20 protein-coding genes are annotated in these 21,349 nt (G+C 25.4%); 12 read left to right on the top strand and 8 right to left on the bottom strand.

Annotation, left to right across the window (positions count from 1 at the left end; all coding sequences use genetic code 11):
• From hisH to hisIE, 4 genes are read left to right on the top strand one after another with little or no spacing between them, the layout of a single operon-like run.
• The gene (gene hisH, locus H0H78_RS00970; protein WP_185851152.1) at window positions 1–591 is read left to right on the top strand and encodes an imidazole glycerol phosphate synthase subunit HisH; all 591 of its coding nucleotides are present in this window, start codon (window positions 1–3) and stop codon (window positions 589–591) included.
• 2 nt (window positions 592–593) lie between these two features.
• The gene (gene hisA, locus H0H78_RS00965; protein ID WP_185851151.1) at window positions 594–1,313 is read left to right on the top strand and encodes a 1-(5-phosphoribosyl)-5-[(5-phosphoribosylamino)methylideneamino]imidazole-4-carboxamide isomerase; all 720 of its coding nucleotides are present in this window, start codon (window positions 594–596) and stop codon (window positions 1,311–1,313) included.
• A 23-nt stretch (window positions 1,314–1,336) separates the two neighbouring features.
• Window positions 1,337–2,098: an imidazole glycerol phosphate synthase subunit HisF gene (gene hisF / locus H0H78_RS00960; RefSeq protein ID WP_185851263.1), complete on the top strand. Its 762-nt coding sequence runs from the start codon at window positions 1,337–1,339 to the stop codon at window positions 2,096–2,098.
• Window positions 2,099–2,132: 34 nt separating this feature from the next.
• A complete protein-coding gene (gene hisIE / locus H0H78_RS00955; protein ID WP_185851150.1) occupies window positions 2,133–2,744 on the top strand; it encodes a bifunctional phosphoribosyl-AMP cyclohydrolase/phosphoribosyl-ATP diphosphatase HisIE in 612 nt (203 codons plus the stop codon).
• Between the two features lie 14 nt (window positions 2,745–2,758).
• On the opposite strand, the gene H0H78_RS00950 is transcribed toward hisIE, so the two are convergent.
• From H0H78_RS00950 to rsmA, 3 genes are read right to left on the bottom strand one after another with little or no spacing between them, the layout of a single operon-like run.
• The gene (locus tag H0H78_RS00950; protein ID WP_185851149.1) at window positions 2,759–3,376 is read right to left on the bottom strand and encodes a 7-carboxy-7-deazaguanine synthase QueE; all 618 of its coding nucleotides are present in this window, start codon (window positions 3,374–3,376) and stop codon (window positions 2,759–2,761) included.
• Window positions 3,377–4,255 carry a bifunctional 5,10-methylenetetrahydrofolate dehydrogenase/5,10-methenyltetrahydrofolate cyclohydrolase gene (locus tag H0H78_RS00945; RefSeq protein ID WP_185851148.1) on the bottom strand — a complete coding sequence of 293 codons (879 nt, stop codon included), beginning with the start codon at window positions 4,253–4,255 and terminating at the stop codon, window positions 3,377–3,379.
• Window positions 4,252–5,031, bottom strand: a complete 780-nt coding sequence (gene rsmA / locus H0H78_RS00940) for a 16S rRNA (adenine(1518)-N(6)/adenine(1519)-N(6))-dimethyltransferase RsmA (RefSeq protein WP_185851262.1) — start codon at window positions 5,029–5,031, stop codon at window positions 4,252–4,254. The genes H0H78_RS00945 and rsmA overlap by 4 nt, the downstream gene beginning before the upstream one ends.
• Window positions 5,032–5,097: 66 nt before the next feature.
• Between rsmA and serS the strand changes: the two genes are divergently transcribed.
• Together serS and metF are read left to right on the top strand one after the other, a co-directional pair.
• Entirely contained in the window at window positions 5,098–6,375 is a 1,278-nt protein-coding gene (gene serS, locus H0H78_RS00935; protein ID WP_185851147.1) for a serine--tRNA ligase, read from the top strand.
• Between the two features lie 27 nt (window positions 6,376–6,402).
• Entirely contained in the window at window positions 6,403–7,362 is a 960-nt protein-coding gene (metF, locus tag H0H78_RS00930) for a methylenetetrahydrofolate reductase [NAD(P)H] (RefSeq protein WP_185851146.1), read from the top strand.
• Here the strand turns inward: metF and H0H78_RS00925 are convergent.
• On the bottom strand, window positions 7,359–8,339 hold the full coding sequence (locus tag H0H78_RS00925; protein ID WP_185851145.1) for a pyruvate dehydrogenase complex E1 component subunit beta: 981 nt from the start codon (window positions 8,337–8,339) through the stop codon (window positions 7,359–7,361). The two genes, metF and H0H78_RS00925, sit on opposite strands and share 4 nt — an antisense overlap.
• Window positions 8,340–8,655: 316 nt before the next feature.
• Between H0H78_RS00925 and H0H78_RS00920 the strand changes: the two genes are divergently transcribed.
• Window positions 8,656–9,312 (top strand): bifunctional nuclease family protein, encoded by a 657-nt coding sequence (locus tag H0H78_RS00920; RefSeq protein ID WP_185851144.1) that lies wholly within the window; start codon window positions 8,656–8,658, stop codon window positions 9,310–9,312.
• Window position 9,313: 1 nt separating this feature from the next.
• Here H0H78_RS00920 and H0H78_RS00915 read toward each other — a convergent pair whose 3' ends face one another.
• Window positions 9,314–9,832, bottom strand: coding sequence for a dihydrofolate reductase (locus H0H78_RS00915; protein WP_185851143.1), 519 nt, complete (start codon window positions 9,830–9,832; stop codon window positions 9,314–9,316).
• Window positions 9,833–9,867: 35 nt separating this feature from the next.
• Between H0H78_RS00915 and H0H78_RS00910 the strand changes: the two genes are divergently transcribed.
• The gene (locus tag H0H78_RS00910) at window positions 9,868–12,525 is read left to right on the top strand and encodes a valine--tRNA ligase (RefSeq protein ID WP_185851142.1); all 2,658 of its coding nucleotides are present in this window, start codon (window positions 9,868–9,870) and stop codon (window positions 12,523–12,525) included.
• Between the two features lie 4 nt (window positions 12,526–12,529).
• On the opposite strand, the gene H0H78_RS00905 is transcribed toward H0H78_RS00910, so the two are convergent.
• Genes H0H78_RS00905 through H0H78_RS00895 form a run of 3 tightly spaced genes read right to left on the bottom strand, consistent with a single transcriptional unit; the run spans window position 12,530 to window position 14,352 of the window.
• On the bottom strand, window positions 12,530–13,303 hold the full coding sequence (locus H0H78_RS00905; protein WP_238783769.1) for a TPM domain-containing protein: 774 nt from the start codon (window positions 13,301–13,303) through the stop codon (window positions 12,530–12,532).
• Window positions 13,304–13,315: 12 nt separating this feature from the next.
• The gene (locus H0H78_RS00900) at window positions 13,316–13,918 is read right to left on the bottom strand and encodes a LemA family protein (protein WP_185851141.1); all 603 of its coding nucleotides are present in this window, start codon (window positions 13,916–13,918) and stop codon (window positions 13,316–13,318) included.
• A gap of 14 nt (window positions 13,919–13,932) precedes the next feature.
• Window positions 13,933–14,352, bottom strand: a complete 420-nt coding sequence (locus H0H78_RS00895; RefSeq protein ID WP_185851260.1) for a nucleoside-diphosphate kinase — start codon at window positions 14,350–14,352, stop codon at window positions 13,933–13,935.
• A 140-nt stretch (window positions 14,353–14,492) separates the two neighbouring features.
• On the opposite strand from H0H78_RS00895, the gene H0H78_RS00890 reads away from it, so the two are divergent.
• From H0H78_RS00890 to ffh, 4 genes are all read left to right on the top strand, one after another.
• Complete coding sequence (locus H0H78_RS00890; RefSeq protein WP_185851259.1) at window positions 14,493–16,949, top strand: thiamine pyrophosphate-dependent enzyme; 2,457 nt, start codon at window positions 14,493–14,495, stop codon at window positions 16,947–16,949.
• A 99-nt stretch (window positions 16,950–17,048) separates the two neighbouring features.
• Window positions 17,049–18,110 carry a branched-chain amino acid aminotransferase gene (locus tag H0H78_RS00885; RefSeq protein WP_185851140.1) on the top strand — a complete coding sequence of 354 codons (1,062 nt, stop codon included), beginning with the start codon at window positions 17,049–17,051 and terminating at the stop codon, window positions 18,108–18,110.
• 6 nt (window positions 18,111–18,116) lie between these two features.
• Window positions 18,117–19,865 (top strand): arginine--tRNA ligase, encoded by a 1,749-nt coding sequence (gene argS, locus H0H78_RS00880; RefSeq protein ID WP_185851139.1) that lies wholly within the window; start codon window positions 18,117–18,119, stop codon window positions 19,863–19,865.
• 14 nt (window positions 19,866–19,879) lie between these two features.
• The gene (gene ffh / locus H0H78_RS00875; RefSeq protein ID WP_185851138.1) at window positions 19,880–21,238 is read left to right on the top strand and encodes a signal recognition particle protein; all 1,359 of its coding nucleotides are present in this window, start codon (window positions 19,880–19,882) and stop codon (window positions 21,236–21,238) included.
• Window positions 21,239–21,349: the final 111 nt, after the last annotated feature.

Genomic DNA, 21,349 nt, shown 5'->3' with positions numbered 1-21,349 from the left:
ATGAAAACAATTATTATAAAATATCCTGCAGGAAACGTACAATCTATACTTTTTTCTTTAGAAAGAATAGGAGTAGAGGCTTTCGTTACAGATTCAAAAAGATCTATTCAAGATGCAGATAAAATTATTTTACCTGGAGTAGGAGAAGCCTCTTTTGCTATGAAATATTTGAAAGAAAAAAAAATAGATATACTTTTATCAAAATTAGAACAACCTGTTTTAGGAATTTGCTTAGGTATGCAATTATTATGCAAATTTTCAGAAGAAAGAAATACTAGATGTATAGGTGTTTTTGATTTATTTGTTAAGAAATTTAAAACGAGTAATCACAATAAAAAGATACCACAAATAGGATGGAATTCTATTCATCAATTAAAAGGACCTTTATTTGATAATATTCCAGATGGAAGTTATCAATATTTTGTTCATGGATTTTATGCCCCATTGGGAAATGAAACTATAGCTAAAACAGATTATATAGTTTCATATAGTTCTGCTATACAAAAGAATAATTTTTATGCTGTTCAATTTCATCCAGAAAAATCTTCTTTTATAGGACATAAAATTTTGGAAAACTTTATTCGATTGTAATAATGAAAATTATAGCAGCTATAGATCTTATCGATGGGAAATGTGTTCGTTTAATACAAGGTAATTATAAAAAAAAAAAGATTTATAATAACAATCCATTAGACGTTGCTTTTTTATTGGAAGAAAATGGAATTTCAAGATTACATTTAGTAGATCTAGATGGAGCAAAAATAGGAAGAGTTGTTCACTGGAAAATATTAGAAAATATAGCAAAAAACACCAATTTAATTATTGATTTTGGAGGTGGTATACATACAGATGATGATATACGTACAGTATTTGAAAATGGAAGTAATATGGCTACAATTGGTAGTATTTCTGTAAAAAAACCACTTCTTTTGAAGAAATGGATTAAAATTTATGGAGGAGAAAAAATACTTCTTGGTGTAGATGTAAAAAATTATAATATAGCAATCAATGGTTGGACTAAATTATATAAAATTCCATTTTTTGATTTTTTAAAAAAAAAAATAAGTCATGGAATAAAAAAAATTTTTTGCACAGACATTCAAAAAGATGGAATTCTTTCTGGACCTTCTTTTTCTCTATATAAGAAAATCATAGATAAATTTCCAGAGATAGAAATTATTGCAAGTGGAGGGGTAAGTAATATAGAGGATTTAAAAAAATTAGAAATCTTAGGTTGTCATGGTGTAATTATAGGAAAAGCGATATATGAAAATAAAATACCGTTTTCAGAACTTATAAAATGGAACAAATAAATAGTAAAATTATTCTTTGTATTATGTTAGTTAAACGTATTATTCCTTGTTTGGATATAAAAAATGGAAGAACAGTTAAAGGAGTTAATTTCAAAAATTTGAGAGATGCAGGGGATCCTGTAGAATTAGGGCAATGGTATACCAAACAAGGAGCAGATGAATTAATTTTTTTAGATATTACAGCAACAAATGAAAAACGTAAAACATTGTCTAGTTTGGTAAAAGAAATATCTCGTCATATTAATATTCCTTTTACAGTAGGGGGAGGAATACAAGGAGAAAAAGATGTAGAATTATTATTAAATGCTGGAGCAGACAAAATATCTATTAATACTGCAGCATTCAATCAGCCAAAAATTTTAGAAAAACTTTCTAATAGGTTTGGAAGTCAATGCATTGTTTTAGCTATTGATACGAAATATGAAGAAAATGAATGGATAGTTTATTTAAATGGAGGAAGAATACCAACTAAAAGAAAGGCCTTTGAATGGGCTAAAGAAGGAGTAAATAGAGGCGTTGGAGAAATATTATTAACTTCAATGAATCACGATGGTACAAAAAATGGATTTGCTTTGGATATAACTAAAAAAATTTCTGAACATTTAATTACTCCTGTTATAGCTTCAGGTGGGGCTGGAAAATTAGAAGATTTTTATCATATTTTTAAGGATGGAAAAGCAGACGCTGCCTTAGCTGCTAGCGTATTTCATTATGAAGAGATTAAAATACCAGAACTAAAATATTATCTTAAATACAATCAGATTCCTGTTAGGATTCATGAATAGATGAATAATAAATAAATGATAGATTTTTAATACAATGAATTTTTTTCAAAAAGAAAAAATAAAATTTCAAAAAAATGGATTAATTCCTGTAATTATTCAAGATTATCAATCGGATAAAGTTCTTATGCTTGGTTATATGAATGAAGATGCTTACGAAAAAAGTATAGAAGAAAAAAAAATAACCTTTTATAGTAGATCTAAAAAAAGATTATGGACAAAAGGTGAAATAAGTAAAAATTTTCTTTTAATTAAAAAAGTTTTAGTAGATTGTGATGAAGATGCATTGTTAATCAAAGTAAAACCGATAGGGCCTACTTGTCACAAAGGAACAGATACTTGCTGGAAAGAAGAGAATAAGAAAAATTTTTTATTTTGTTTAGAAAATATAATTTCCAATAAAATAAAAAAAAAAGATAAAAATTCTTATACTTTTAAAATATTTAAAAAAGGAATTAATAAACTATCCCAAAAATTGGGAGAAGAAGCAGTAGAGATGATTATTGAATCTAAAGATTCTAATGATAGTCTTTTCTTAAATGAATCTGCAGATTTAATATTTCATTATCTTATTCTTTTGCAGAAAAAAGGATTTTTTTTACAAGATGTAATAGATCTATTAGAAAATAGATCTTTTTATAAAAAATAACTTCATTATATATATTAGGGGATATTTAATATTTTATGAATTTGAAGGCTAATTTTCCATTTAGGATTTTTTTTTATATAGGAAATTATTTTTGGTAATATTTTTTTATTTTCCTTCCATTCAGGTTGTAAAATAAAGACACAATTGGATTTTTTAGCATGAATTGCTTGTTCTTCTGCAAAAGAAAAATCATGTTCATTACAAATCACAATTTTTAGTTCATTCATTTTTCGATAATTTTCTTTTAGGGGAAGTTTTTTTCTTTTAGGGGAAAGAGTAATCCAATCTATATTTTTATCATAAATAGGATAACTTCCAGACGTTTCAATATGAATAGAATGTCCTTTTTTTTTCAAAATTTTTGTTAATAGGGATAAATTCCACATAGTAGGTTCACCCCCCGTAATAACAACAGTTTTTACTTTATCCTCTATTTGATTTACGATTTGAGTAACTGTTAAAAAATCCTTTTTTTTTATTTTCCAACTATTTTTTGTATCACACCAATCACATTGAATGTTACATCCTTCTAAACGAATGAAATATGCAGATATTCCAGAATAAAAACCTTCTCCTTGTATAGAATGGAAAATTTCTTTAATAGGAAAAATAATTCTAGTAGTAGACTTCATTTATCTATTATTCAAAGCTGCTATCAAAGTATTTTTTATAAGCATAATTTTTGTCATAGGTCCTACTCCTCCTGGAACTGGAGTTAAATATGAAGCTTTTCCATAAACAGTATTAAAATCAACATCTCCTTTTAATAAGGATTTTTTTCCATTTTTTTCTATTTTTGTTAATCCTACATCTATAACTACAGCCCCATTTTTAATCATTTTTCCTTTCAAAAAACCAGGAATACCTACAGCTGTTATAACAATATCAGCTTTTTTTGTATGAAAATCTATGTTTGGAGTATAACTATGAGTGATAGTAACGGTACTGTTTCCTATTCTATTGTTTTTTCTGCTTAATAAGATGCTAATAGGCCTTCCAACAATACGACTTCTCCCTATTACTACAGTATGTTTACCGGATATTTTTATTTTATATCTATCCAGAATAGATAGTATTCCTAATGCTGTAGCAGGAAAAAAAGCTTTCATATTTAAAGAAATTTTTCCAAAATTTTCCGGATGGAATCCATCTACATCTTTCTTTGGATTGATAGACATAATGATTTTATCCGTGTTTATATGTTTTTTAAGAGGTAATTGAACAATAAAACCATCTATTAATGGATCATTATTCATTTTTTCAATTTCTTTTATTAAATTATATTCAGGACTATTATTTGGTAAATGTATTAAAGATGATTGTATTCCTATATTTTTACATTCTTTTATTTTGCTATTGACATATGTTATACTAGAACTGTTATCTCCTAACAAAATAATTCCAAGATGAGGAAGACGTTTTTTTTTATCTAATATCAATGTTTTTATTTCTTTAGAAATTTCTTTTCTAATACTGATAGCCAATTTTTCTCCATTTAATAATTTAGTCATTTTCTTTTTTCTATTTCTTTTGTTAATTGAATAAAATCTATTACAGATAATTGTTCTGCTCTTTTATTCAAAAATGGAATTTCATATTCATATGGAATTGTATTTTTCTTAATAAAATTATGTAAAGAATTTTTTAATATTTTTCTTCTTTGATTAAAAGCAACTTTTACACATTGGAATAAAAGATTTTTATTCAAATTTTTTTTGATTTTTTTTCTTTTCAAATATATAACAGCTGATTGTACGTTTGGGATAGGATAAAAAACATGTTTGTTTACAGTAAATAAATACTTTACATCATAGAACGTTTGTACTAAAACAGATAGAATTCCATAAGTTTTATTTCCTTTAGGAGAAACTATACGTTTTGCTACTTCTTTTTGAAACATTCCTATACATTCAGGTATATATTTGTAATATTTCAATATATGGAATAAAATTTTGGAAGAAATATTATAGGGAAAATTTCCAATCACTGCGAAATTTTGAAGATTTATTTCCTCTGGGTTCCATTTTAAAAAATCTCCATGTATAATTTGATCTCTAGGAATCTCTAAAAATTTTTTTAAAAAAAAAATTAAAGCTTTGTCTATTTCTATTAATAAAACTTTGTGATAAGGTGTTAATAAGTAACGAGTTAATATTCCTAAACCTGGTCCTATTTCAACTACTGTGTCATAATTTTTAAAAGAAAGACATTTGACTATTTTTTTAGCTATATTTTTATCTTTTAAAAAATATTGATCAAATTTTTTTTGAAAAAAATATTTACACATCATGCAAATATAAAAAATATATTATTTGTATATTAAAGCAGTTTGAAATAGGATTTTCATATTATTATGCTTCAAATCTCTTTTATACGTAAAAATAAGGAAGAAATTTTATTAGGATTAGAAAAAAGAAATTTTCCAAAAAAAAATTTAATTGATGATATTTTAAATTTGGATAAAAAAAAGAAAAAAGTTCAATATAATTTTAATAAAATCTTAAAAATAGAAAATAAAATTTCAAAAGAAATAGGAATTCTTTTAAAAAGAAAAAAGAACGAGGAAGTAGATAAAATTCATTCATTAAAAATGAATTCTCTTTTTTTAAAAGAAAAAAAAAAGAATCTTTATTTTCAATTAAAAAATATCATTGATTCTTTAGAAGATAAATTAAACAAAATACCTAATATACCTAATAAATTAGTAAAAAAAGATTTTAAAGAAGAAGATATTCTTTTTCAAGAAGGAGATCTTTTTCATCTAAAAATGAACAAGCCTTTATTTCATTGGGAATTGTCTAAAAAATTTCATCTATTTGATTTATTTTTGGGAACAAAAATATGTGGATCTGGTTTTGCTGTATATATTGGAAAAGGGGCTAAACTACAAAGAAGTTTAATACAATATTTTTTAGATAAAAATATACAAGCTTCATATAAAGAATATTCTCTACCTTATCTTATTCAGGAAAAATCTGGATATTCAACAGGACAAATTCCGGATAAGGAAGGACAGATGTATTTTATAGAAAAAGATCATCTTTATCTCATCCCAACGGGAGAAATTCCTCTTATGAATTGTTATAGAGATAACTTACTTAATTATAATGATTTACCTATAAAGTCAACTACTTATACTTCTTGTTTTAGAAGAGAAGCTGGTTCTTATGGATCTAAAGTAAGAGGATTAAACAGGTTACATCAATTTGAAAAAGTAGAAATTATTCAAATTACAACACCTGAAACTTCTTATTATTATTTAGATGAAATGATTTTACATGTTAAAAATATTTTACTTTCTTTAAAGTTACCTTTTCGTATTATCCGTTTAATAGGAAAAAATTTAGGTTTTTCTTCTTCTATTACCTATGATTTTGAAGTTTATTCTATGGCACAAAAAAAATGGCTTGAAGTAAGTTCCGTCTCTAACTGTACTAATTATCAATCCAAAAGACTAAATCTAAGATACAAAAATAAAGAAGGTAAAGTGGAATTGTGTCATACTCTCAATGGGAGTTCTTTAGCTATACCACGTATAATGGCCGCTTTATTAGAAAACAATCAAACAATTGATCAAATTAATATACCTAAAGTTTTGATTCCTTATACAGGGTTTCATCATATTAAATAACAAAAATTTGTTGATTTTCTTATTATTATGAAAGTAACTGATCATATAAATCTAGCAAAAAAAAGTTTGTTTTCTTTTGAAATTTTACCTCCTTTAAGAGGACATGATATAAAGGATATTTTTTATACTTTGGATCCATTAATGGAATTTAAACCTCCTTTTATTGATGTGACATACCATCGTGAGGAATTTATTTATGTAGAAAAAGATAATGGACTTTTGCAGAGAAGAACTATTTTTAAACGTCCAGGAACCGTGGGTATTTGTGCCGCTATTATGAATAAATATGGAATAGATGCAGTTCCACATCTTATTTGTGGTGGTTTTAATAGACAGATGACAGAAAATGCTTTAATAGATTTAAATTTTTTAGGAATCGATAATGTTTTAATTTTAAGAGGAGATCCTATACAATCAGAAAAAAGTTTTTTTTCGAAAAAAAACGGTCACAAATATGCTGTAGAATTGGTTGAACAAGTTCAAAACTTGAATAAAGGAAAATATATAGATAAAATTTTAGAAAAAAAAAACTCTGATTTTTTTGATTTTTGTATTGGAATAGCTGGATATCCAGAAAAACATTTTGAAGCGCCAAATATGGAAAGCGATTTATTTTTTTTAAAGAAAAAAGTAGATGCAGGGGCAAATTATATTGTAACTCAAATGTTTTTTGACAATAAAAAATATTTTTCTTTCGTGAAAAAATGTAGATCAGAAGGAATATCTATTCCTATCATTCCAGGAATAAAACCTATTTCTTCTAAAAAACAATTGAATAGTCTTCCTTCTCGTTTTTATTTGAATATTCCTAACGAATTAGTAAAAGAAGTAGAACAAGCAAAAAATAAAAAAATAGTGTTTAAAATTGGAATTGAATGGGCTATACAACAATCTAAAGAATTAAGAGATTCTGGGGTAGAAGTTATTCATTATTACACTATGGATAAACCAGAAAACATTTATGAGATAGTTAAAGCTATCTACTAGATGATATAAAGAGTATTTTTGATAGATTGTATAATTTTTTTTTCACTAGGGAACCAAGTTTTAATCAAATTATATGCATAAGGTGCAGGTGTATCAAGTAAAGTAATTCTGTTAATAGGGGCATCAAGATAATCAAAAGCTTTTTTTTGAATTATGTATGAAATCTCGGAAGAGATTGAAGAATAAGGCCAGGATTCTTCTAAAATTACTAAACGATTTGTTTTTCTGACAGATAATAGGATAGATTCGTAATCTAATGGGCGTAAAGTCCTAAGATCTATTACTTCTACGCTAATATTTTCCTTTTCCAAAATATTTGCTGTTCTTAAAGCTAATTTCATAATTTTTCCAAAAGAGACTAAACTAATATCAGTTCCCTTTTTTTTTACATCAGCCTTTCCAATTGGAAGGATATATTCTTTTTCTGGTATCATCATTTTATCTCCATACATTTGCTCAGATTCCATAAAAATAACTGGATTTTCATCTCGTATAGCTGATTTTAATAAACCTTTAGCGTCATAAGGATTAGATGGAATTATTACTTTTAGTCCTGGACAACTAGCGAACCAACTTTCAAAAGATTGAGAATGTGTAGCTCCTAATTGTCCTGCAGATCCTGTAGGCCCTCTGAAAACAATAGGAATGGTCCATTGTCCTCCACTCATATAACGTATTTTTGCTGCATTATTTATAATTTGATCCATAGCAACCAAAGAAAAATTAAAAGTCATAAACTCAATAATAGGTCTACATCCATTCATAGCCGAACCTACACCAATACCAGAAAAACCTAATTCAGATATAGGAGTGTCAATGACTCTTTTTGATCCAAATTCTTTTAGCATCCCCTTAGAAGCTTTATATGCTCCATTATATTGAGAAACTTCTTCTCCCATAAGATATATTGTTTTATCTTTTCTCATTTCTTCACTCATAGCTTCCGCTATTACTTCACGAAAAGTTTTTTCTTTCATTATTGTTTTATACAATGTTTGATAAATAGAATAGAAATACGATTATGATGATTCAATTATATAATAACAGATGTCAAAGATATAAATATGTTGCTAATAATTTTTATTTTTATATATAAGTATTTTGAGTCTTTTCCTATCTTCATATTATATTATTCTAAACTATCCTAATCTTAATTTTTTTCTGAAGAAAAAAATTATTCTAACATCTATGGATAGAGTTATCTATTATTTTTTTAATAATGAATAATTCATAAAATTAACTTTCAAATTTTTAGTATATTTGAAAAGTGGCATAAGATATCATAATATATTTATGGAAAAACTAATCAGATTAGCTATACGTGGAATATCCTTAAGTCAAATTCAATCTGGAATATATGTTCTATTGTTAGAGGAAGAATCTGGAAGAATCAAACTTCCTATTATAATTGAAAGTTTACAAGCTCAATCTATAGCTTATGCTTTAGGAGGAAGAAGAGATACAACTCGATCTTTCACGCATGATATATTTCTGACCTTTGCAAGACTTTTTCATATTAATTTAAAGGCTGTGGTAATATACAAATTAGTAAATGGTATATTTTTTTCTTATATTTTATTCGAAACAAATAATTCTGATGAAGATAAAAAAGAACATAAAATAGATTCTAAAACATCCGATGCAGTTGCATTAGCTGTCAGATTTAAAGCTCCTATTTATACGACAAAAGATATTTTTGATAAAGCTGGTATTTATTTTGAAAATGGAATTTCCTTTGATAAAAAAATGAAAGATAAAAAAGAAAATAATACGTACGTCTTAGAAGAAGAAATGGATAATAATACCATTTTATTAAAAAAAGAAAAAAGTGAACAAGATTTAGAAAATATGACAGAAAAAGATCTTAATATTTTATTAAATCATGCAGTAGTGAATGAATGCTATGAACTTGCCGCAAAAATAAAAAAAGAATTAGATAGAAGAGAATAATTCATTTTATTCTTGTTTTTTTTCTTTCATATCGAATAAAACTGTAATCATATGAATGGTTTTTATCCTTTTTGAATAGGATTTCATGTTTTTTTTCCCAATTTTTTGGATCTATTTTTGGAAATTTTTTATCCCCATAAAATTTTTTATGAACCAGAGTCAATTCTATTTTTTCTGCTTTATCTATCATAGATTCATAAATTTTTTGACCTCCTATAACAAATATTTTTTCATAGTTTTTCAAACTAAAAACTTCTTTTAAAGAAGATAAAATTTTAGTATTTTTACTCTTTTTATTTAATTCTAAATAAATAATTTTTTTTTTTTTTGTTAATATAATATTCCTTCTTCCAGGGAGTATCTTTCCAATAGATTCAAAAGTCTTTCTTCCCATAAGAACTGTTTCTCCATATGTTATTTTCTTAAAATGTTTTAAATCGTTAGGTAAATACCACATCAATTTATTATTTTTTCCTATATAACCATTGGTAGATACTGCTGAAATAAGTATAAATTTCATTTATATTTCAATTTTTTATATATTATTAAATAAGTATGGATATTATTCCAATTAAATATGATCCAAAATTTGTAGAAGAAAAAATTTATCATTATTGGATGAAGGGTGGTTATTTTTTTTCTTTTCCAGAGGAAAAAAAGAAATCTTATACGATATTAATGCCTCCTCCTAACATAACTGGAATTTTACATATAGGACATCTGTTAAATAATACTATACAGGATGTCTTAATTAGGTACGCAAGAATGAAGGGATATAATGCTTGTTGGATTCCTGGAACAGATCATGCTTCTATTGCTACAGAAGCTAAAATTGTTCACCAATTAAAACAAAGAGGAATATCCAAAACTCTTATAGGAAGGAATAAATTTTTATCATACGTATATGAATGGTCTGATAAACATCAGAATATTATTTTTCAACAATTAAAAAAATTAGGTTGTTCTTGTGATTGGAATCGTATTCAATTTACAATGGATGAAAAACTATCTAAATCTGTAAAAAAAATTTTTATAGATTTATATAAAATGGGATATATATATAGAGGTTATCGTATAGTTAATTGGGATACAGTAGCAAAAACAACAATATCTGATGAAGAAGTTTTTTATGAAGAAAAGAAGGACAAACTATTTTATATTAAATACCCAATAGTAGGAGAAAAATATAGTATTACTATAGCAACTACTCGTCCAGAAACTGTATTTGGGGATTCTGCTATTTGTTTTCATCCAAATGATTTTCGTTTTTTTCATTTCAAAAATAAAGAGGCTGTTATTCCTATAGTAAATAGGATTATTCCCATTATTCAAGATTCTTATGTAGATCCTTCTTTTGGATCGGGATGTTTAAAAATAACTCCAGCTCACAATGAGGATGATAAAATACTATCTGAAAAATACAACTTAAAAATAATAAACATTTTTAATGATGATGCTACTCTGAATGATAAAGGACTTCATTATCAAGGGATGGATCGCTTTAAAGTGAGAAAAAAAGTAATAAAAGAATTATCTTCATTGGGATATATAGAAAAAGTAGAAAATATTCAACATAAAATTGGTTTTTCAGAAAGAACGAAATCTGTTGTAGAAAAAAAAATGTCTTTACAATGGTTTTTAAAAACAAAAAAAATGTCTTTCTATGCAATAAATGCAGTTAAGAATGGAGAAATAAACTTTTATCCAAATACTTTTAAAAAAGTATATTATCAATGGATGAATAAAATTCGTGATTGGAATATATCTAGACAATTATGGTGGGGACATCGTCTTCCTGTTTATTATTATGGTAATCATATAAATGATTTCGTCGTAGCTTCTAATATAGAAGAAGCCTTAGAACAAGCAAAAAATAAAAGTAAAAATGAAAATTTAACTTTAGATAAAATTAGACAAGATTCAGATGTTTTAGATACCTGGTTTTCTTCTTGGATTTTACCTATATCTGTATTTGATGGATTTTATAAACCAAACAGTAAAGAAATATCTTATTATTATCCTACTGAAAATCTGGTAACCGGTTCGGATATTTTATTTTTTTGGGTTGCACGTATGATTATGGCTGGATATTTTTTTCGTAAAAACAAACCATTTAAAAATGTTTATTTTACTGGAATTTTAAGAGATGATGAAAATAAAAAAATATCTAAGTCATTAGAAAATTCTCAAAATTTTGTAGAATTAATTGATAAATATGGGGCAGATTCTGTTCGAATGGGCATCATGATGTTCTCTAGTGCTGGAAAAGATTTTCATTTTGATGAAAAGATATGTTTACAAGGAAGAAATTTTTTAAATAAAATATGGAATGCTTTCCGTTTAATAAAAAGTTGGAAAATAGAAGAAAAAAAGGCTATTCCTGAAGCGTCTGGGAAAGCAATTTTATGGTTTGAAAATCGTTTTTACTCTGTTTTAGAAACTTTTGAAAACAATATACGTAAATATAAATTGGATGAATCATTGATGATAATATATAAATTAGTTTGGAATGATTTTTGTTCAATTTTTCTCGAAATAGTTAAACCACCTCATGGTAAAAAGGAGATATCAGAAAATGTGTATTTAAAAACCATTAAATGGTTCGAAAACTTATTAAAGTTATTACATCCTTATATTCCTTTCATTTCAGAAAAAATTTGGACACTTCTTAGGAAGAGAAAAAATGGAGAAGCTTTAATTATATCTTCTTGGCCTAAACAAAAATCTTATGATAAAAATATATTAATTTCTTTTGAAAGAGTTATTCAAATTATATCTAAAATACGTTTTATACGAAATAAAATACATATTCCTTATAAAGAAAGTTTAATTTTCTTTTCCATGAAAGAAGAAGAAAAAGAATTTTATCCTGTGATATTAAAATTGGAAAATATATCTAAAATTCATTTTCTTTCAAAAGAGCCGAAAGAAAAAAAACAGTTATTTTACTTTTTCTTAGGGACAGATAGATATTTTTTATTTTTAGATCAAAAAATTTCTTCTGTAGAAATAAATATTTCTAATATAGAGAAAAAAATAAAGTATCTTCATAATTTATTGTCTTTTATACGTAAAAATTTACGTAATGACCAATATTTAAAATCCGTACCAAAGTCCATTTTGTTAAAAGAGAAAAAAAAAGAAAATGATACTTTGAAAAAAATATCTTATTTCGAGGATATTTTATTGAATAAAAAGAAATTTATTAATTAAATTATTACCAGCCTCCACTAGATCCACCTCCTCCAAAATTTCCACCACCTTCTCCAAATTCATCAAAATCATTTTCTTCCTGATTATCAAAATTTTTATTCCAAAAGAACATATTTGAAAGAAATAAAGGATTAAATAATGAAGGTTCTATTCCTTGTTTTTGATAAAAAAAAAATAAAAGAAGTAGAATAAAAGAAAAATAAAATATCCAATTTTTTTTGTGAAAATTATTTTTTACTTTTTTATTTTCATATTCATTTTTCATGATTTTAAATACTTCTTTTATACTTAAATCTATTGCTTTGTAATAAAGATTATTTTTTAATAAAGGTGTTATTTTTTGTATAATTCTTTTGGTTGAAAAATCAGTAACATATGGTTCTATTCCATATCCATTTTGGATGGATATCTTTTTGTCATTTATAGATAATAATACAATTATTCCATTATTTTTATATGTTTTTCCAATTCCCCATTTATTACCCCATTTAGAAGCTAAATAATTTGGATCTTCTCCACGTAAATCTTGAATAATAGAAATTATAATTTCTGTAGATGTTTTTTTATGATATTGAATAAGCTTTTTATTCAATTGATTGATTTGCGTTTCGGATAATATTCCTACATAATCATTAACGGGATATATTTTTTTTGGTTTATTTGGTATATTAAATTGTCCTTTTACTGAATTTGTAAAAAATATTAAACTAAATAAAAATAAAAACTGAATTGTCACTATAATATTCTTCATCTTAGGTAAAAATTCTTTGATGATCATTCTATAATTTTTCTAATCGGTAAAATTCACAATTGGTGTTTTTTCTGATTCTTTTTGAGATTTGAAATATCCTTTTTCTTTGAATTGAGTAAAAAAATTTGCTATGATAATTTTTGGAAATTTATTTCTATCAATATTAAAAAGGTTGACTTCATCATTAAAACGATTTCTTTCTACATTAATACGGTTTTCAGTTCCTTCTAATTGATTTTGAAATTCATAAAAATTTTGTGTTGATTTTAAAGAAGGATAATTTTCTATAACTAATAATAGTTTATTCATAGAATTAGATAAACTTTCTTGTGCTTTCTGAAATTTATTTATTTGATTTTGATTTAGGTTATTTGGATTTATATTTATTGATGTAGCTTTGCTTCTGGCTTCTACTATTTGAGTTAATGTCTTTTTTTCAAAATCAGCAGAACCTTTTACCGTTTGTATTAGGTTTGGAATTAAGTCTATTCTTCTTTGATAAACATTTTCTACTTTACTCCATTGTGTTTTTACATTTTCATTTAATTTAACTAGTTTATTATATGTTCCTATTATCCAAAAAATGATAAGAGTAATAAAGATTAGTATAGCATAAATAGATATTAAAAAACTTTTTTTCATTTTTTATTTAAAAATTATAAAATTTCTTGATTTGAAAAGTAAAAATTACATTCTTTAAAAGCATTCTGATTACTATCTGATCCATGAATTGCGTTCTTCTCTAAAGAACTTGCATACAATTTACGTATCGTTCCATTTTGTGCGTGAATTGGATCTCTGTATCCAATTAATTTTCTAAAATCTTCCACTGCATTTTCTTTTTCTAAAAGAATGGTTACTATTGGTCCAGATGACATAAATTCTATTAAAGAATGAAAATATGAATTTTCTCTATGTTTTTCATAAAATATTTTAGCAGAACTCTTGGATAAATCTGTAGTTTTTATAGCTTTTATATGAAATTCGGCATCAATTATATGAGAGATAATAGGTCCTATATATCCTTTTTGAACTGCATCAGGTTTTATAACTGCTAATGTTATTTTTCCAATCATTTTATTACAGATCATATTTCATTTTCTTTTTTTTTAAGCAATTTATCAAATATAAACTTACTTATTGTAAGTTGTTCATAAATTTCATGAGTGAAAATGACCGTATTTTTATTCATGAAATGAATAATATCAAAAAGATTATGAATCAAAGTGATGAAATATTAGATCTTAATAATCTTATTATTAATAATAAGTATAATAGTTCTTTTTATTTTCAAAAAATAATTTTAAATGACTATAAACTAGCAAGAATTAGTCGTGAAGCTAGTATTTTGGGGAGAAAAGAAGTATTGAATGGAAAAGCTAAATTTGGAATATTCGGAGATGGAAAAGAAATTCCTCAAATAGTTATGTCTAAGATTTTTAAAAATGGAGATTTCAGATCTGGATATTATAGAGATCAAACTTTTATGATGGCTATTGGAGTTTTAAGTGTTAGAAGTTTCTTTTCCCAATTATATGCTCATTCTGATTTATCAGCAGATCCTTCTTCTTCTGGTAGAATGATGACTTCTCATTTTGGTACACGTTTTTTAAATCATGATGGTAGTTGGAAGAATCTTATTTTTCAGAAAAATTCTAGTTCAGATATTTCTTCTACAGCATCTCAAATGCCTAGATTATTAGGTCTAGCTCAAGCTTCAAAAATTTACAAAAATTTTAAGAATTTAGAAAAAACACATAAAATATTTTCTCATAAGGGAAATGAAGTAGCTTTTGGAACTATTGGGAACGCCAGTATTTCTGAAGGATTATTTTGGGAAACTGTAAATGCCGCTTCTGTTTTACAAATACCTATTATTTTGTCTATTTGGGATGATGAATATGGGATCTCTGTTTCTAATAAGTATCAATTTTCGAAAAAGAATTTAAGTGATCTTTTATTAGGATTTCAGAGAACCAAAAAAGAAAATGGAATAGAAATATTTCGTGTTAATGGATCTAGTTATATGGATCTTATAAAAACGTATTTTAAAGCAGATAAAGTTGCTCGTGGGGAACATGTTCCTGTAGTTATACATGTTACAAATTTAACTCAACCACAAGGACATTCTACATCTTCATCTCATGAAAGATATAAATCGAAAGAACGTTTGGAATGGGAAATGAAAAACGATGGAATAAAAAAATTTAGAGATTGGATTTTAAACCTTAAGTTTAAAACAGAAGGAAGTCTAAAACTAGATAATATAGCAGATATAAATTCTTTAGAAAAAATAGAAAAAGAAGCTAAAGAATATGTTTTACGAGAAAAAGAAATAGCTTGGAATTCTTTTCAAGAACCTATAAAAAAAATAAAAAATGAGGCTATTAATTTCTTAAAAGAGTTAGAATATACATTTCCGTATAAAAAATGGATCAATAAATATGTTAATAAATTATTAAATATTCAATATATACATACAAAAAGATCAATTTTTCATATTATTAGAAAATCTATTTATAAACTCTATAATGAAAATTCATATCAAAAAGAAAAGCTTGTAAAATGGTTTAAAGAAACATATGAAAAAGAACAAGAAAATTATTCTTCACATTTACATAGTCAATCTGATAATTCTTCAATTAGCGTTAAAGAGGTTCTTCCAATTTATAATAAACACTCTATTATAGAAGTGGACGGTCGAATTATTTTAAGAGATAATTTCGACAAATTATTGGAATTATATCCTGATCTTTTAATCTTTGGAGAAGATGTAGGGAAAATAGGAGATGTTAATCAATCTTTAGAAGGACTTCAGAAAAAATATGGAGAATCACGTATTTTTGATACTGGTATACGAGAATCTACTATTCTTGGCCAAGGAATAGGTCTTTCTATGCGTGGATTACGTCCTATTGTAGACATACAGTATGTCGATTACATTTTATATGCGTTGCAAATAATGAGCGATGATCTTGCTTGTTTACAATATAGAACAAAAGGAGGGCAAAAGGCTCCTGTTATTATTAGAACAAGAGGACACAGATTAGAAGGAATATGGCATTCTGGTTCTCCTATGGGTGGACTTATTAATTATTTAAGAGGAATCTTTATCCTTGTTCCAAGAAATATGGTAAAAGCTGCAGGTTTTTATAACACTTTATTGAGTGGAGATGATCCAGCTATAGTTATTGAATGTCTAAATGGTTATAGAATTAAGGAAAAAGTTCCAATCAACTTTGGTGAGTTTAAAACACCTATTGGAATAGTAGAAGTTACAAGAATAGGAAAAGATATAACTATTGTAACTTATGGTTCTACTTGGAGAATTGTTCATGAAGCAAGTAAAGAGTTATATAATCTAAATATAGATACTGAAATTATAGATGTTCAATCATTATTACCTTTTGATTTGAAAAAAGATATAGTTAAAAGTTTAAAAAAAACAAATAGATTACTAGTAGTTGACGAAGATGTTCCAGGAGGAGCATCCGCCTTTATTTTGCAAAAAATATTGGAAGATCAAGGTGGTTATTATTATTTAGATAGTCCTCCTTCTACAATTACAGCTAAAGAACACAGACCTCCTTATGGCTCTGATGGAGATTATTTTTCCAAACCATCAGTTGAAAATATTGTAGAAAAAGTATTTGATATCCTTAAATATAATTAAAAATACTTGAAACGTTAATAGTATTATAAAATATTTTTATTTGTACTATCTTTGATCAAAAGATAAGATCTAAGATAGTAATTCTTTTTTACTGTTATTATGAAAATAGAAAAAATCTTACACTCCAGAAGAAAAATGATAGATTTCCATAAAATTCCTTTTGGAAATTATTTTTCGGATCATATGTTTTATTCAGAATTTAAAAATAAAGAATGGAAAAATTCAAAAATTACACCATTTAAAAATATAGAATTTTCTCCAAAAACTCTAGTTTTTCACTATGGACAAGCTGTTTTTGAAGGAATGAAAGCATATAAAGATCACAATGAAGAAGTTTTTTTATTTCGTCCTGAAGATAATTTTAAAAGGATGAATAAGTCTGCTAGACGTTTGGAAATGCCAAATATTCCAAAACATATATTTATGAATGGTTTAAAAAAATTAATAGATCTAGATAGAGATTGGATTCCTAGAAAATATGGACAATCTTTATATATACGTCCTTTTTTAATCGCTACAGATGGAGCCTTATCAGCCAGACCATCTAAAAATTATTTATTTATGATAATATCAACTCCTTCAGATATTTATTATCAGTATCCTTTAAAAATAAAAATAGAAGAAAGATATAGTCGTTCCGCTTCAGGAGGTATTGGTTTTACTAAAGCTGCTGGAAATTATGCTTCTTCTTTTTATCCAACTAGGATAGCACAAAAAGAAGGATTTGACCAAATATTATGGACAGATTCTTCTACTCATACTATAATTGAAGAATTAGGGACCATGAATGTCTTTTTTTTATTGAAAAAAAAACTAATAACACCATTAGCAAATGAAAATATATTAAATGGAATTACTTGTAAGAGTCTTCTTTCTTTAGCAAAAAAAGAAGGATTAAAAACAGAAGAAAGAGTTTTAACTGTTTCAGAAATTATAGAAGGATTAAAGAAAGGATATTTACAAGAAGCATTTGGCTGTGGAACTGCTGTAGTCATAAATTATTTTCAAAAAATAAGTTATAAAAAAGAAGATTTTTATTTACCTAATCTACCAGATAAAAAAAGAATATCTCTTTTTTTAAGAAAAAAATTATTAGATATACAGCATAATTTATCGGAAGATTATTTTGGATGGAGACTAAAATTAGAAAGATTTTTATAACAATTTATGATTAAAAATTTTTCACCTATAGAAAAATTAGTTGAAGAATCCATCAACTATCTTTATAAATTAAACCCTTGTCCTGAATTGGATTTTCAATATAATACTAAAATTTATAAAGGAGATCTGACTCTTGTTTTATTTCCTTTATCTAATATCTTAAAAAGATCTCCAAAATGTATTGGAATCGATATAGGAAGCTTTGTTAAAAATAAATTAGAAGAATTAATTAGTTTTTCTATTATAGGAGGTTTTTTAAATTTTATTTATCAAGATGGTTATTATCTTTTTCTTCTTAGAAAAATGTTAAATAAAAATTTTTATGATTTAAAGTTATCTGACCAAAAAAAAGTAATGATAGAATACTCTTCTCCAAATGCTAATAAGCCTCTTCATTTGGGTCACGTTAGAAATAGTCTTATTGGTTATTCTATATCTAGTATATTTAAAATAGTTGGATATAAGATTATAAAAATTCAAATTATGAATGATAGAGGTATACATATATGCAAATCTATGGTAGCATGGAATAAATTAGGAAAGGGAGAAAAACCTGATAGTGTAGGAATGAAAGGAGATCATTTTGTTGGAATGTATTATCACTTATTTGATAAAATTTATAATGAAGAGAGTAAAAAATATCAAGAAAACGATATTCCAATATTAAAAGAGGCTAGAGAAATGTTAAAAAAATGGGAGGATGGGGACACAAAAATAAGAAAAATTTGGAAAGAAATGAATGAATGGGTTTATAAGGGGTTTCAAGACACTTATGATAAATTAGGAATAACATTTGACAAAATAGAATATGAAAGTAACATATATGAAATAGGAAAATCTATTATAAGATATGGTCTTCAAAAAGGTTTTTTTTTTCAAAAAAAAGACGGATCTATATGGATTAATTTAATTAAAGATGGATTTGATCAGAAACTTTTATTAAGATCAGATGGTACATCTGTATATATTACACAGGATATAGGTACTGCTGTTATGCGTTTTAAAAAATATAGAATAGATAAATTGATTTATATTGTAGGAAAAGAACAAGATTATCACTTCAAAGTTCTTTTTAAAATATTGAAACGTTTAGGATATATATGGGTTAAAAAATTAATTCATCTTTCTTATGGTATGGTTTATTTACCAAGTGGAAAAATGGGATCAAGAAAAGGAAATATTATAGATGCCGATAGTTTTATGTTAGAAATGTTTTCTCTTGTTAAAAAAAATTTTTTAAAAAAATCTTTTCTATCGATAAAAGAAAAAGAAAAAAATGCAGAAATAATAGGTTTAGGAGCTATAAAATATTACTTTCTTCAAGTAAATCCTAAAAAAAATATTCTTTTTGATCCTTTAAAATCTATAGATTTTAAAGGAAAAACAGGAACATATATTCAATATTCTTATTCTAGAATTCGTTCTATCGAAAGAAAATTTATAATTTTATGTAGCTTAAGTAATCAAAATTGGTTGAATGATAAATTGGATATAAATGAAAAAAATATAATTAAAATCCTAAAAAAATATCCATTTGTATTAAAAAAATCAGCATATGAATTAAATCCTTCTTTAGTAGCTAATTATATTTATGAAGTAGCTAAAACATTTAATCATTTATATCAAAACAAAAAAATTATAGATCCTTTAAATATTATTCATAGTAATATTTGTATGAATATTATACATGTAACAGGGAATGTATTAAAATCTGGAATGAATTTATTAGGTATTCAAATGCTTGAACGTATGTAAAACAATAGACAATCATGTTTGAAAATTTGCGAAAAAAATTTAGTAAAGCCTTTCACATTTTAAAGGGGGATGGCGAAATTACGGATGTAAACATAGCTGAAACTATGAAAGAAATTCGTAGATCTTTAATTGAAGCTGATGTTAATTATAAAATAGCTAAAAATTTTGTTCAAAATGTTAGAAGAAAATCAATAGGAAAAAAAGTTCCTACTTCTTTAAATCCAAAAAATTTAATTGTTAAATTAGTATATGACGAATTAGTGGATATTATGGGGGGAGAGAATATAGAAAAAATTAAAATATCTTCTGATCGTCTTTCTGTCATTCTTGTTTGTGGATTACAAGGAAGCGGAAAAACTACGTTTTCTTCCAAATTAGCTTTCTTTTTAAGAAAAAAAGAAAATAAAAATCCTTTATTAGTAGCAGCTGATGTTTATCGTCCTGCAGCTATAGACCAATTAAATATCTTATCCAGTAAAGTAAATCTTCCTGTTTTCTTTTTAAAAGAAAATAAAAATGTAATAGAAATTATTGAAAAATCTATTCTTTATGCTGAAAAGAACAAACATAATGTGATTATTATTGATACTGCAGGTCGGTTATCTATTGATCAAATGATGATGAACGAAATTCAAAAAATTTATCATTTTTCAAAACCAGATGAAACTTTATTTATAGTGGACTCTATGACGGGGCAAGATGCAATAAATACTGCTAAGAACTTTTTAAAGTTTATCGAATTTGATGGTATTGTTATGACAAAATTAGATGGAGATAGCAGGGGTGGAGCCGCTATAACCATGTCTAGTGTTATTGGAAAACCTATTAAATTCATTAGTAATGGAGAAAAAATAGAAAATATAGAAATTTTTTATCCAGAAAGAATAGCCAATAGAATTTTAGGAATGGGAGACATAGTTTCTTTAGTTGAAAAAGTTCAGGAACAATTTGATGAAGAAAGAACTAAAAAAATATATAAAAAAATTTCCAAAAATCGTTTTAATTTTGAAGATCTATTGGAACAAATTAAAAGAATAAAAAAAATAGGAAGTATTAAAAATATTTTTTCCATGATTCCTGGAATGGAAAATTTTTTGGATTTTCATAATGAAAAAAAGGATTCTTTTAAAAATGTAGAATCTATAATTTTTTCTATGACTCCATATGAAAGAAATAATCCTAAATCACTAAATAATATAAAAAGAAGAAAAAGAATTTCAAAGGGATCTGGAGTATCATTGAGAGAAATAGATCTTTTTTTAAAACAATTTGATAAGATTAGTAAAGTTATGAAAAGCCTTAATGATAAATCAGGATCAAGATTAATCAAAGATTTTTTATCGAAAATGATAACTAAACAAAGTTTATCATAAAATTTTCTTTTCAAAAGAAACATTTTTAATTTTGTTCGTTTTATTAATATGAAACATATTTTATTAATCCAAAGAAGAAGAATATTCCATTTTTTCTTACTTTACTTATGG

Source organism: Blattabacterium cuenoti (assembly GCF_014251235.1).
Taxonomy (GTDB): domain Bacteria; phylum Bacteroidota; class Bacteroidia; order Flavobacteriales; family Blattabacteriaceae; genus Blattabacterium; species Blattabacterium cuenoti_AF.
The sequence above is the reverse complement of the archived record's forward strand: the minus strand, read 5'-3'. Positions and strand labels throughout refer to the sequence as shown.

Bases quoted from the DNA above. Each gene is read 5' to 3' on its own strand.
- hisH (WP_185851152.1), top strand. From the start codon at position 1: ATGAAAACAATTATTATAAAATATCCTGCAGGAAACGTACAATCTATA.
- hisA (WP_185851151.1), top strand. From the start codon at position 594: ATGAAAATTATAGCAGCTATAGATCTTATCGATGGGAAATGTGTTCGT.
- hisF (WP_185851263.1), top strand. From the start codon at position 1,337: ATGTTAGTTAAACGTATTATTCCTTGTTTGGATATAAAAAATGGAAGA.
- hisIE (WP_185851150.1), top strand. From the start codon at position 2,133: ATGAATTTTTTTCAAAAAGAAAAAATAAAATTTCAAAAAAATGGATTA.
- H0H78_RS00950 (WP_185851149.1), bottom strand. From the start codon at position 3,376: ATGAAGTCTACTACTAGAATTATTTTTCCTATTAAAGAAATTTTCCAT.
- H0H78_RS00945 (WP_185851148.1), bottom strand. From the start codon at position 4,255: ATGACTAAATTATTAAATGGAGAAAAATTGGCTATCAGTATTAGAAAA.
- rsmA (WP_185851262.1), bottom strand. From the start codon at position 5,031: ATGTGTAAATATTTTTTTCAAAAAAAATTTGATCAATATTTTTTAAAA.
- serS (WP_185851147.1), top strand. From the start codon at position 5,098: ATGCTTCAAATCTCTTTTATACGTAAAAATAAGGAAGAAATTTTATTA.
- metF (WP_185851146.1), top strand. From the start codon at position 6,403: ATGAAAGTAACTGATCATATAAATCTAGCAAAAAAAAGTTTGTTTTCT.
- H0H78_RS00925 (WP_185851145.1), bottom strand. From the start codon at position 8,339: ATGAAAGAAAAAACTTTTCGTGAAGTAATAGCGGAAGCTATGAGTGAA.
- H0H78_RS00920 (WP_185851144.1), top strand. From the start codon at position 8,656: ATGGAAAAACTAATCAGATTAGCTATACGTGGAATATCCTTAAGTCAA.
- H0H78_RS00915 (WP_185851143.1), bottom strand. From the start codon at position 9,832: ATGAAATTTATACTTATTTCAGCAGTATCTACCAATGGTTATATAGGA.
- H0H78_RS00910 (WP_185851142.1), top strand. From the start codon at position 9,868: ATGGATATTATTCCAATTAAATATGATCCAAAATTTGTAGAAGAAAAA.
- H0H78_RS00905 (WP_238783769.1), bottom strand. From the start codon at position 13,303: ATGATCATCAAAGAATTTTTACCTAAGATGAAGAATATTATAGTGACA.
- H0H78_RS00900 (WP_185851141.1), bottom strand. From the start codon at position 13,918: ATGAAAAAAAGTTTTTTAATATCTATTTATGCTATACTAATCTTTATT.
- H0H78_RS00895 (WP_185851260.1), bottom strand. From the start codon at position 14,352: ATGATTGGAAAAATAACATTAGCAGTTATAAAACCTGATGCAGTTCAA.
- H0H78_RS00890 (WP_185851259.1), top strand. From the start codon at position 14,493: ATGAATCAAAGTGATGAAATATTAGATCTTAATAATCTTATTATTAAT.
- H0H78_RS00885 (WP_185851140.1), top strand. From the start codon at position 17,049: ATGAAAATAGAAAAAATCTTACACTCCAGAAGAAAAATGATAGATTTC.
- argS (WP_185851139.1), top strand. From the start codon at position 18,117: ATGATTAAAAATTTTTCACCTATAGAAAAATTAGTTGAAGAATCCATC.
- ffh (WP_185851138.1), top strand. From the start codon at position 19,880: ATGTTTGAAAATTTGCGAAAAAAATTTAGTAAAGCCTTTCACATTTTA.